The organism is Moraxella sp. CTOTU47618 (assembly GCF_032017425.1).
Taxonomy (GTDB): Bacteria; Pseudomonadota; Gammaproteobacteria; order Pseudomonadales; family Moraxellaceae; genus Faucicola; species Faucicola tetraodonis.
This window is the reverse complement of record NZ_DALZPW010000001.1, coordinates 287,892-300,178: the sequence shown is the minus strand read 5'-3', so window position 1 is coordinate 300,178 and position 12,287 is coordinate 287,892. Positions and strand designations below refer to the sequence as shown.

The following is a 12,287-nucleotide window of genomic DNA, read 5'->3' as shown; positions in this document are numbered from 1 at the left end:
ATCATTTAGCAACCTCTAAGACACTCGGTCAAAGACCCGTCATTTAAGCTAAATGGTTTTGCCACAATTTTTGAGTCATCAAATTTACTTTTGGTTTTTATTTTAAGGATACATGTCATGAACTATGCTGTCATGCATAATTTACCCAATTTTCACCGCAACACCCTATCTGCTCTCACTAGCGCTTTGATATATGGCGCTCTATTGGTTATGCCAACATTGAGCGCGCAAGCCGTGACTGCAGCAGCGGCTGCAACAGCCAAAACCAACACAACCAGCAGCAAAACGACGGTAGAATCTAGCAAAAAATCTAGTACCAAACCTGCAGCGCAAACCACAAGCAAATCAACCAAAGCTGTGACAGCAAACAAAACCACCAACGCTGCCAAATCAGTCAAAGCTGACACTAAAGCCAGTGGCTCAAAACCTACCACTCAAAAAACAGCAAAAACTGTCTCCCAAACTGCGCCCGTAACATCAGAGGTCGCCAACTCATCAGCCAAGCCAACGCCTGTCGTCACTAGCAGCTCGCAAGATCAGGTCATTGATGGCGTGATTGCTATTGTCAACGACACCCCTATTTTACGCAGCCAGTTAGATCGCGCGGTTGCTCAAGCTTCTGCACAGCTTCAAGCGCAAAACAAACCTGTACCACCCGCACAGCAACTTTATCCGCAAGTATTGGATCAGCTAATTACTAAGCAAATCCAACTTGATATCATCAAACGCCAAGGACTGCAAGCTGAGGAGAATGCAGTGAATGCTGCATTGACCAATTTGGCACAACAAAATGGGGTCGCAAGCCTTGCCGAATTCCAGCAAAAACTTGACGCCCAGCGCGTAGGTAGTTACCAAGCATTGCGTCAAAAAGTCAGTGAAGACTTGGCGATACAAACTTTGCAGCAGCAACAACTTGCTAGCCGCATTAAAATCTCAGATCAAGATATTAACAACTTCTTAAAATCACCAGAGAGCAACGCTTTAGAAAAATCACAATATCGCACCTTACATATTCGCGTGCCTTTTGTAGCCGATGCCGCAGGTAAAACCAGCGACAAACAAAAAAAACAAGCGCTGACCGTAGCCACCCAAATTGCCAAAAACTTGCAAGCTGAGAATGCCAATATTGAGCAAATCATGACTGACGCGCAAACCAACTATAACGCGCAAATTCAAGGGGGCGATATGGGCTACCACGTCGCGGCAGAGTTACCGACAGAATTGTCAAAAAACATCACCGCCCTTGAAGTCGGGCAAGTCACCAACCCCATTGCCACGGCAGAAGGTTATAACGTGATTAAATTGGTCGATAAACGCGGCGGTCAACAAAAAATCATCGATCAATGGCATACCCGCCATATTTTAATCAGCCCATCGACCGTCCTACCGGCTGACATGGCGAAACAGCAGATCGACACTATCTATGAAAAACTGCGTCAAGGTGCGGACTTTGCTACCTTAGCGAGCACCTACTCGAAAGATCCAGGAAGCGCCAGCAACGGCGGCGATTTGGGCTGGGTCAGTGAAGGTGATATGGTACCAAGCTTTGAAGCAATGATGAAAAAAACGTCGGTAAATGACTATTCTGTGCCATTCCAATCACAATTTGGCTGGCATATTCTTAAAGTCGATGAAAAACGCCAAAAAGATGTGAGTGATGTCTATCGTAAAAACATGGCGCGTGAAATCCTATACCAACGTATGGCACCACAAGCGCTAGACGATTGGATGCAGGACTTAAGAGCGCAAGCTTACGTTAAAATCATGCAATAATTTAGCTTTCACAAAAAAGGCAGTAAGATTAACATACTGCCTTTTTTTATAATTAAATTAGTCCATAAAAATCAGTGTTGCCATTCTACCTGTTGCAGGCAATTGATGCTGGGTTTGCCGACGATACGAATAAAATCGTGCTTCCCCATGGCTATCTAAACCACTTTTATGCACCTGATGAATACCACAAGCCTTGAGCTGTAATTCTGCTATTGCAGGCAAATCGGCAAAATAATGACCGACCTTATCAGCATTTGGTTGAAACAACTGGGTAGCGACAGCCTCAGATACGTTTAACACTGATAACACGGCATCTTTGACACGACTGTCCACTTCATAGCTTGATTGTGCGATGCTAGCGCCTATCCAAGCGTGCCACCCACGAGTGACCTTCTGCATTTCGGCAGGCGCATTGTCCCCCGCGGCAAAGTCAAACTGGTGTACCATTTTTTGTACGGTCTTTGCAATGATATTTTTATTAAGACCTTGCCAGCCAGCGTGAATCGCCGCAATCAGCTTGTTATCATCTGCTGCATCGGTGGCTATCATGACGGGTACACAATCTGCTGTCATAATCGCTAAGGCAACGTTTGGTAAACGCGTAATATGCGCATCAGCAGATATCGCTGCTGCGCCAATTTTATCGGTAACCTGATAAACGTCGTTACCATGGATTTGATTAAGCCAATGAATGCTGTTTAATGCGGGATGATAGTGTTGCAAGGATTGCAGCAAATGCGCACGATTTTGATGCACCTGCATGCTATCATCCCCTACATGCAAGCCTAGATTAAATTGACCATACATAGCATTCAAACTAGACTGCCCCACTGCATCATTGCTTGAAATGCTTGGCATAAACTCACAGCCAGATAGGGTTTGAACCACGGTTACCCCTTGGCTTGGTGCGTGCGTAAGTTCAATCCAGTGTGAGTTGTTATCCGTCATTATTGGGCTCTTAGGTATTGGGGACTTAGGTATTAGGCTCTTAGGTATTGGGCTATAAGTTGGCTTGTGAATGATTTGTCGATTAAAACGCATCGCCAGGCACATACACCTCACCCACCATCAGACGGCGTGCTGAACGGCTCATAGACACTTTTTTGGCTTGCCATTTGCCATCCACTTGCATAGACTCACCCCCGACCAGTAGCGTGCCTGATGGGTGACCAAAGCGTACTTCAGACAAAGCTTTGCCACCTGCTGCTTGGTTGACTAGCGTACCTTTAATGGTCGCTGCAGTGCCAATTGCAACCGAGGCTGTACCCATCATGGCATGGTGCAATTGACCCATGCTCATCGCGCGGGCAAGCAAATCAATATCGCCTGCCTTGACTGCTTTGCCACTAGAGGCGGTATAATCAGCGGGGGGTGCAACCCAAGCAATTTTTGGGGTATGCTGACGGGTTTGGGCTTCTGTTAACGCTGCAATCAGTCCCATTTTAACTGCGCCATGAGCACGGATTTTTTCAAGCTTAGCCAAAATTTCTTGGTTGCTGTTGATATCTTTTTGCAGCTCAGCGCCCGTAAAACCTAAGTCTTTGGCATTTAAAAAAATCGTTGGGATACCTGCATTGATCATCGTAACGTCAAATTCACCGATTTCAGGTACATTAAGTTTGTCAATCAAGTTGCCCGTCGGGAACATATCGCCATCGCTGTCCACAGGGTCGATAAATTCAATTTTGACTTCGGCTGCTGGGAAAGTCACACCATCTAGCTCAAAATCGCCCGTTTCTTGCACTTGACCATCGGTCATAGGTACATGCGCGATGATGGTTTTGCTGATATTTTGCTGCCAAATTCGGACTTCACAAATGCCATTTTGGGGCACTTTACTGGCATCCACCAAGCCATTGGCAATCGCAAATGAACCGACTGCAGCGGTTAAGTTTCCACAGTTACCTGACCAATCAATCATCGCTTTGTCAATGGCGACCTGACCGAATAAATAATTCACATCATGATCCACAACGTCTGTTTTTGACAAAATCACCACTTTGGAGGTTGATGATGAGCCATTCCCCAAACCGTCAATTTGCTTACCATACGGATCTGGACTACCAACTACCCGCAGTAAAAAATTATCTCGGGCTTGCCCTGGGGTTTGGCAGCGTTCAGGTAGGTCATCAAGCTTGAAAAAAGTACCTTTTGATGTACCACCGCGCATATAGGTAGCTTTAACAGCGACTTGTGGGGCAAAATGGGCCATGTTCATATCCTTATGGTGGCAGGCAGAGAATTGACGCATCAATTTGTTTTATGGTTAGTCACATGACTACATTAAAAACATGCTAAAACAAATTGATGACTGGGTGGCATACGTTGAACACGTCATTTAACAGTGGTTTACGTTAGTATTGCTCGTTTTTTTCTTCAATGGTTAATTTGACATTGGTGTCGGTTGGGACTTTTTCATGCGATACTGACTTGGTCGATTTGTCTGTACTTGTGCTAGCCGCTGACTTAGTAGCGGTTGATTTGCTATCAGCATTTGAGGTGGTTGACTCAGATTTTTTATCCGATATTTTATCTGCGCTATCTGATTGCGTGTTTTTCTTGTCTGATGTGTTGGTCACGTCAGTCTTGGTTTTTTCACTGTCGTTTTTTTCACTGTTGGTTTTTGGTTTTTCTGTCGTTTGTTTTTTGACAGGTTTGGTCGTTGTATTTTGGCTGTTGTTGGCAGCGACACTGGGTCTACTAGTCACAGGTGGCAAAACAGCGATAGCGCCTGCCGAAGAACCGGCTAAGGGCGTATTAGATGGTTGGGTCAGCGTTTGCGCTAATGCCGAATTTGCCATAATCTCACCGACTAGCCCAATCACATCGTCGCCTGTTGTGCTATTGACTTGGTAATTGGTGCCGCTGGCTGATAACCCAAATCCAACAGGGTTTGCCACCAATGTGCTATTTTGCAGTTGATACCCACGCGACGCGATTTGCTCGGCGGCGACTGGCATTTTTAGACGGGTATAAATTTTATCCGCGTTATCGAGCTGCGCTTGAGGCATATTAAACGACACCGTCGCTTGGCATTTACCATTGCTACCATTCACACTCTCTAGGTTAATGGCCACTTGCGACAAGCCATTTTGCAAGATAGTCATATCAACCATCGTACCTGCTTGCTGCTGAATGATGTCAGACTGCTTTTTGGCTTGCTGGTCGATGCGATTGACCAGATAACTGTGAATGGCACTGGTTGCCTTCTCATTGTTACAGGCAATATCAGACATCTCAATTGGCTTTTGCTCACTGCTTGCAGCACTGCCAGTTTGCTCGTCTTTTTGCTCATTGCGACTACATCCCACAACGGTTAAGGCAAAACACGCCAACAATAACGGCGTACGCATTTTTTTTGACAACGTATTTTGTGGGAAAATCATAGACATAAGGCACCTTTCACGCAGAATTTATTACCATGCCATTATAAAGCAAAGTTTTGCAAATTGGCTAGTTGTTCACTATTATTTATAATAAAATTTAGTTGTAATAATTTTTAGTAGTGATAAAATTTTATTGTCTATTGCGAGCCATCGTATGCGCCATCCAAATCAAACGTATTATTTACTCGGTCATCGTGCTGCGCGGGCTGAACGGCTTGAGAACTGTCAAGACGGATTCGCCTATGTGCAGCAATTACAAAAACATGATAAGCAGCTTGATGGGGTTGAATTTGACGTCCAAATGACCGCCGATGGTAAATTTGTGGTGGTACATGATGAAACCTTAAATCGTCTTACAGGACAACAATCGTGGATTGCCGATAAAACATGGGCGGAATTAGATGCCATTGTGCAATCGGACTATGGGCGTTTTTCCCAACGTTTTGAACTAGGGTTTTTAAAACATCACATATTGTTGCTAGACGATTTACTACCCTATCTGCAACACTTTCGCCATATTCAACTGGAAATCAAAACCCATGCTAAAACCCAGCCAGCGCTATTGGTTAAAAATCTGCTTAGGCTATTATCACAAGAAATATGGCAAGCTTTACCCATCACTTTGACCAGTTTTGATACCGATATTTTGTACCAAATTCAAAACCAACAGCAATTTTTAAATTTTCACTTTCCGACAGGCTTATTACTTGAACCCAAAACACTTGAGCCTAAAACACTTGAACCCAACACCACGCTGGCAAGCCAAATTGCTTTTTTACCGACGCCTGATGCAGCGGGTAAAAATTTAATATTGCAAACCTTTAATCGCGCTTGTGCGTTAGGCTGTAGCCAAGTGGGCATTTATTATCCGCTTATTACCCCAGCCCTGTTGGAAATTGCCAAAATTTATGGCTTAACAGTCAGCGCTTGGACGGTGAATGAAGTTGAGGTGGCAAAACGCTTGATTGAGATGGGCGTCGATTGTGTGATTACAGATTATCCTACCCAATTTTTAACCCAATTATATGAGTTTAACGTTTAAATTGACCCACTAAATTGACCAATAGGGAGATAACCATGAAACTTGCAGAAGCTTTGTTACGGCGTGCCGATATGCAAAAAAAGCTCGCCAGCTTGAAATCGCGCATTGCTGAAAACGTCAAAGTCCAAGACGGCGATACCCCAAATGAAAACCCGAATGAACTGTTGCTACAAGCCAATCAAGTCATGAGCGAGCTGTATGCGTTAATCGACCATATCCATCGTACCAATGCCATCGCTGTCATGCCCGATGGCTCAACCATGCTGAGCACTTTAGTCAAGCGTGATGAACTTGCCGAACGCCATCGCCTGCTGCAAACCGCGATTGATAATGCTAAGACGGAAGGCGATCGTTATAGCTACCGAGAAATTAAATGGCAAAAAGTGATTGAACCGGTCAGACTGCAAAAACAAGCAGATGACATAGCGGTCAAACTCAGAAACTTAAATATCCAATTGCAAGCCGCTAATTGGCAGATTGATTTAGTATAAGCTAGTTTGAAAAAACCCTACAATTTGCTATGATGGATTTGAACATACAGGGCGACTATCAGACCTTGTTTGGCGCGCTGTCCACCGAGAGGTTGAAAACAAATCGGGCACAGCTTGCAGGTCTGCGAGCAAGACCATCTTTTTACTTGTCATGCTCAGCACACCTTACTAGTTAAACCCGCTCACAAGGCGACTTTAGACCTGCACTCATTACTACCGGATATTGACTGTATGTTCACCTTTTTTGTCTAAAATCCTCTGTTTGATGGGGGCAAAACTTTTGCGGTGCATGGGCAAAATACCGTAATGTTGTATCGCTTGAATATGGGCGGCAGTGGGATAGCCTTTATGCTGCTCAATGCCATAATCAGGATATAACTCTGACAACGCCACCATGTCTCGGTCACGCGTCACTTTGGCAATCACACTGGCGCCACTGATACACGCATGTTTGCCGTCCCCTTTCACAATCGCTTGCTCATGCGTAATTTGCTGATAATTGGGCAAGTCAAACAACACGGGCAGTTTATTGCCATCCACCATGACGCTAAAGGTCGCCGTTGGGTATTGCGCTAACATTTGCGCCATCACGCCTGCCACCGCTTGTTTCATGCCTAGTAATGTCGCTTGTAAGATGTTGAGCTGGTCTATTAAGCTGGCAGAAATTTTGACAACCTGATGCGCACTCGCCGTTTGTTCAATCAAGGAAAATAATGCTTCTCGTTTTTTCTCTGACAGTTTTTTGGAGTCAGTTAGCGCGCTTAGCGGATGATTGTGGCTAATACTCACATTATCAGCGGTGGGTAAATCAGTGCTTAGGCTATCTTCTTTGATAGATAAAATCGCCTTATCGAAGATGAGCGCACAAACCACCACATCCCCCAATAACGGCCCTCGCCCGACCTCATCCACACCAATAATAAAATGCTTTGTCATTTAATTTAGATCCCAAAATTTGTTACAATGCCTACCATACGGCTATTTTACATTTTTAAGGAAACAATATGAATATTTTAGTGATTGGCACAGGTGGACGTGAGCACGCATTGGCATGGCAATGCGCCAAAGATAGCAAAGTTAGCACAGTTTTTGTTGCCAACGGCAATGCGGGCACAGCGCTTGAACACAAATTACAAAATGTCGATTTAAACGTCAAAGACCATGCGGCGGTGATTCAATTTTGCCAAGACAATGACATTGCCTTTGTGCTGGTTGGTCCTGAAGCGCCACTTGTGGCAGGTATGGTCGATGACTTAACAAAAGCAGGTATCAAAGCTTGGGGACCCACAGCGTATTGCGCGCAGCTTGAAGGGTCAAAAGCCTTTGCCAAAGATTTTATGATAAAACACCATATTCCTACCGCCAAATACCAAACTTTTAGCGATGCTGAGCAAGCGATTGCTTATGTGAAATCTGAAGGCGCGCCGATTGTCATCAAAGCCGATGGTTTAGCCGCAGGTAAAGGCGTGATTGTGGCGATGAGCGAACAAGAAGCCATTGACGCCATCAATGATATGTTATCGGGCAACAAATTTGGTGATGCGGGCAGCCGTGTGGTGATTGAGCAGTTCTTGCAAGGCGAAGAAGCCAGCTTCATTTGTATGATAGATGGCAACCATATCTTACCGATGGCAACCAGCCAAGATCACAAGCGTATTGGCGAAGGTGATACCGGTCTTAATACAGGCGGTATGGGTGCTTACTCACCTGCGCCCGTGGTGACGCAGCAAGTACATGACAAGGTGATTGCCCGTGTGATTCAGCCAGTGGTCGACGCCATGAATGCCAATGGCACGCCTTATACGGGATTTTTGTACGCAGGCTTGATGATTGATGACCACAATGACCCCTATGTGATTGAATTTAACTGCCGTTTTGGTGACCCAGAAACACAGCCCATTATGATGCGCCTAAAAGGCTCAATGGTCGATTTGATAGCATTAGGGTTGGATGGCAACCTTCCCAAACAAACTGAGTGGGATGAGCGTCCTGCCTTGGGTGTGGTACTGGCTAGCAAAGGCTATCCAGAAAGTGCAAGTAGCGGCGATGTCATCCATGGGTTACCAACGCTTGAGTCACAGTATGGGCAAACGGATATGGATGTCAAAGTTTTCCACGCAGGTACCAAAGCCTTTGACAATGGTGAAATTATCACCAATGGCGGCCGTGTGGTTTGCGTGACGGCGCTCGGTGACGATATTTTGGATGCCCAAACCAAAGCCTTAGCAGTTTGTGGCGCTATTAGCTTCGATGGTATGCAATATCGCCGTGATATCGGTTGGCGCGCTATTCAATCTAGCGCCGAATAACCAGTAACCAATAAGATGACATTTAGACATTTAGTCACTATGTTACGCCAAGTGGTTACGCTAAGTGCTAATCCACTTTATTAAAAATCGGTAACAACAATCAAAGCAAATCATGTGTTAAAATGATTTGCTTTTTATTTGGCTTTTTCTTTCAAAAACATTAGGCACCCTGTATGGCAAATCCGCAAAATCACGATAATCAACCGCTTGAACAGCTCAAAACCTCGGCGCTTGACCGTCGGTTATCGATTGCCAAAGCATCGCTCAATATCGGCAGACGATGGGCGACCAATAGCGCCTTTGGCTTATTTAAGTCAAAAGAAGAAAAAGCGGTACAAAAACAAGCGTTTATGCGTGAGCAAGCCCAATATTTGGTGGATGAGCTGGGTAAACTCAAAGGTTCGGTGGTCAAAATCGGTCAAATGTTAGCCCTGTATGGCGAGCATTTTTTGCCCCCCGAAATCACAGAAGCTTTACAAACATTGAACAGTCAGACGACTGCTTTTTCATGGTCAATTATCGAATCCGCGCTACGAACCGAATTGGGCGATACCATCCATGAGTTTGATATCGACCATACCCCAATTGGCACCGCCTCACTTTCGCAAGTACATAGAGCGGTTCATAAAGCCACGGGCGAGCAAGTGGTATTTAAGGTGCAATATCCCAATATCGCTGATGCCGTGGACAGTGATTTGGATTTGTTCCGCCAACTGCTTAGAGTCACCAATGTTGTGCCGCAAACCCGCCAACTCGATGATTGGTTTGAAGAAATTCGTGACCTGCTGCATCATGAAGTCAACTACCTCTTAGAAGCAGATACCACTGAGCTATTTTTTCAACGTTTTGTTGGGGATAGTCGCTATGTGGTGCCGCGCATCTTCAAAGCTTATAGCACCGATCGGCTGCTATGTATGACCTATGAAGATGGCGTGTCGATTTTGGATGAGCAAGTATTTGCGCTGCCACAAGAAAGACGGAATGCGATTGGGCAGGCTTCGATTGAAATTATGCTGCGTGAGATTTTTGAATGGGGCGATATGCAGACCGACCCCAATTTTGGCAACTATCTGATTCGCCTTGCACAAAAGCCTGATACACAGCTTGACCAATTGGTGTTATTGGACTTTGGCGCCATTCGTCAGTTTGATGACAATCTGCTACTCATCGCCCGTAATTTGCTGTTGGCAGGCTTTTTTCACGACCGTAGCAAAATGCGCCAAGCGATTGAACAAGCAGGCAAGCATTTTGAATTCTTTGCTAATCTTAGTGATTCGGTGAAAAATGATATGGTAGAGCTATGTTTGCTTGCCAGTGAACCTTTTAGTTTGCCAAGTCGTAATCCGACAATTCCACCGAATGTACTGGATGTACATGGCAATTACATTTGGGCGGAAAGTGATTTACATAACCGTGTCATTAAGCTTGCCAGCAAATCAGCGACCTCAAAATCCTTTAGTGTGCCGCCTAAAGAGCTGATGTTTATTAGCCGTAAATTCATCGGCGCTTATACCTTTATGACTGTGCTTGATGCAAGAACCAAAGCCCATGACTTGATGGCAACATTCACCTCAGAAGATTAGGCGTAAGTTTGCCATCAATATCACCGCGCCCAACTTGATAAAGCGTCAAATTTTGTATGGGATTTTTACTGCTTTTTCCACATCAGCCAATTATCAATCACCGCATTGGCGGGATTGATGTTGCTTTGCTCACGCAGCCATTCTGATGTTTGCCGCAAATCTCGCAGCTGCTCGTTATAATTTTTAACTTTTAATGATTGCTGTACCACACGGCAAATATTGTCTGGGTTGGCGTCTTCTTGTAGCAATTCTGGTACGATTTCTCGACCTGCCAAAATATTAGGCAATGCCACATACGGCACTTTGACCAGGCGTTTTGCCAGCCAAAAGGTCATTTTATTGAGTGAATATACCACCACCATCGGTTTACCCAGTAGCATGGCTTCAAGCGTGGCGGTACCCGATGCGAGCAGCACCAAGTCTGATGCCGCCATCACCCGTTGGCTAAAATCCGCTTGTGTTTCATCACAGCTCACTGTCACATGATGGCGTACCTGCGCTGATTGGGCTTCTAGATATTGCTCTACGATAGTCAGTAGATGCTCGTTGACCGTTGGTACGATAAAGCATAGCTTATCATCCATAATCAACAGTTGATGAATGGCTTTGAGCATTTTTGGAAAAATCGCAGCGATTTCACTGCGTCTTGAGCCTGGCATCACTGCAATGAGATGACTCATCTCAAGCTTGCCCATTTTGACAAAAAACTGATGGTAGGTTGGATTATCCCAAATCAACTCACGGCGCAGCTCATCCATAGGCGTTGTAAGCAAATTGTCATCCATGGTTTTGAGGAGTGAATGCCCGACACACACGGCGGGATGATTATGTTTTTGATAGACAGACAACTCAAACGGAAACAAACACAGCACCAAATTGGTGGCGCGTTTGATTTTCTCAATTCGCCCTTCCCGCCATGCCCATATCGATGGGCTGACATATTGCACACAATAAATACCCGCTGATTTTAACCGTTCGCCCAATCGTAAATTAAAATCCGGCGCATCAATGCCGACAAAGATATCGATTGCGTTTTGTTTAAACGCTGCCAAAATCTCATCGCGTGCTTTAAATAAATCTGGCAAATGCTTGACCACTTCCACCAAGCCCATCACCGACAAACGAGACATCTCAATGACTGAGTTAAGCCCCTGCGCTTGCATCTGTGCGCCACCCACCCCCACCCACACAATGTCATCACGCAAATTATTCATCTGGCGCATAAAGTCTGCACCCAGCGCATCGCCTGAGACTTCGCCTGCTACGATACCAATGACAATCGGCTGAAACTTGGTTTTAGCAACATTTTGCAGCAAATTCTCTTCACTTAGGTTAGAAAAGCTCGCTTCGCTGACGTTAGAAAAGCTCGCTTCGCTTGGGTTAGCAATATCGGTTGCGAGTGTGGCGTTTGCAGCAAGGTCTGAAATGGTTTGTGCAGGGGCGTTAGCGTACATGAGATTAAACAGCCTTGTTTGGTTATCATTTTAAAAAAATATTTTAGGGGTAAACAGATGAAAAGTAAAACCATCAAAAAATTTAAATGACAGTTATTTGTTATTTTGTACTAGTATGATGATACAATAGTTGTTATACTGTTGTTGTAGGATATGCAGATATCCAAACAAAGTTTAAACATTGACAAAAAATTTTATCAACTGCCAAACTAAAAGTAGGCTTTCCTACTGACTCAAGTAATGACATTA

The 12,287-nt window shown here is 44.8% G+C and carries 10 protein-coding genes; 5 read left to right on the top strand and 5 right to left on the bottom strand.

Features of this window, described 5'->3' with window-relative positions; genetic code table 11:
- The first annotated feature begins 210 nt into the window (after positions 1-210).
- Complete coding sequence (locus tag RTS09_RS01345; protein ID WP_312533543.1) at positions 211-1,773, top strand: peptidylprolyl isomerase; 1,563 nt, start codon at positions 211-213, stop codon at positions 1,771-1,773.
- Positions 1,774-1,830: 57 nt separating this feature from the next.
- On the opposite strand, the gene pgeF is transcribed toward RTS09_RS01345, so the two are convergent.
- The 3 genes from pgeF to RTS09_RS01330 form a co-directional block, all read right to left on the bottom strand.
- Positions 1,831-2,721 carry a peptidoglycan editing factor PgeF gene (pgeF, locus tag RTS09_RS01340; protein WP_312533540.1) on the bottom strand — a complete coding sequence of 297 codons (891 nt, stop codon included), beginning with the start codon at positions 2,719-2,721 and terminating at the stop codon, positions 1,831-1,833.
- An 82-nt stretch (positions 2,722-2,803) separates the two neighbouring features.
- Positions 2,804-3,985, bottom strand: a complete 1,182-nt coding sequence (gene prpF / locus RTS09_RS01335) for a 2-methylaconitate cis-trans isomerase PrpF (protein WP_312533537.1) — start codon at positions 3,983-3,985, stop codon at positions 2,804-2,806.
- A gap of 142 nt (positions 3,986-4,127) precedes the next feature.
- Positions 4,128-5,165, bottom strand: coding sequence for a hypothetical protein (locus tag RTS09_RS01330; RefSeq protein ID WP_312533534.1), 1,038 nt, complete (start codon positions 5,163-5,165; stop codon positions 4,128-4,130).
- 148 nt (positions 5,166-5,313) lie between these two features.
- On the opposite strand from RTS09_RS01330, the gene RTS09_RS01325 reads away from it, so the two are divergent.
- Together RTS09_RS01325 and RTS09_RS01320 are read left to right on the top strand one after the other, a co-directional pair.
- Positions 5,314-6,201, top strand: coding sequence for a glycerophosphodiester phosphodiesterase (locus RTS09_RS01325; RefSeq protein ID WP_076776690.1), 888 nt, complete (start codon positions 5,314-5,316; stop codon positions 6,199-6,201).
- A gap of 35 nt (positions 6,202-6,236) precedes the next feature.
- Positions 6,237-6,692 (top strand): DIP1984 family protein, encoded by a 456-nt coding sequence (locus tag RTS09_RS01320; protein WP_188874431.1) that lies wholly within the window; start codon positions 6,237-6,239, stop codon positions 6,690-6,692.
- A gap of 213 nt (positions 6,693-6,905) precedes the next feature.
- Here the strand turns inward: RTS09_RS01320 and RTS09_RS01315 are convergent, their stop codons facing one another.
- Positions 6,906-7,628, bottom strand: coding sequence for a ribonuclease HII (locus RTS09_RS01315; protein ID WP_312533529.1), 723 nt, complete (start codon positions 7,626-7,628; stop codon positions 6,906-6,908).
- Positions 7,629-7,696: 68 nt separating this feature from the next.
- Between RTS09_RS01315 and purD the strand changes: the two genes are divergently transcribed.
- Together purD and RTS09_RS01305 are read left to right on the top strand one after the other, a co-directional pair.
- The gene (purD, locus tag RTS09_RS01310) at positions 7,697-9,001 is read left to right on the top strand and encodes a phosphoribosylamine--glycine ligase (protein WP_312533527.1); all 1,305 of its coding nucleotides are present in this window, start codon (positions 7,697-7,699) and stop codon (positions 8,999-9,001) included.
- Between the two features lie 173 nt (positions 9,002-9,174).
- Complete coding sequence (locus RTS09_RS01305) at positions 9,175-10,584, top strand: ABC1 kinase family protein (protein WP_312533525.1); 1,410 nt, start codon at positions 9,175-9,177, stop codon at positions 10,582-10,584.
- Between the two features lie 65 nt (positions 10,585-10,649).
- Here RTS09_RS01305 and lpxB read toward each other — a convergent pair whose 3' ends face one another.
- A complete protein-coding gene (gene lpxB / locus RTS09_RS01300; RefSeq protein WP_312533523.1) occupies positions 10,650-12,038 on the bottom strand; it encodes a lipid-A-disaccharide synthase in 1,389 nt (462 codons plus the stop codon).
- Positions 12,039-12,287 lie beyond the last annotated feature (249 nt).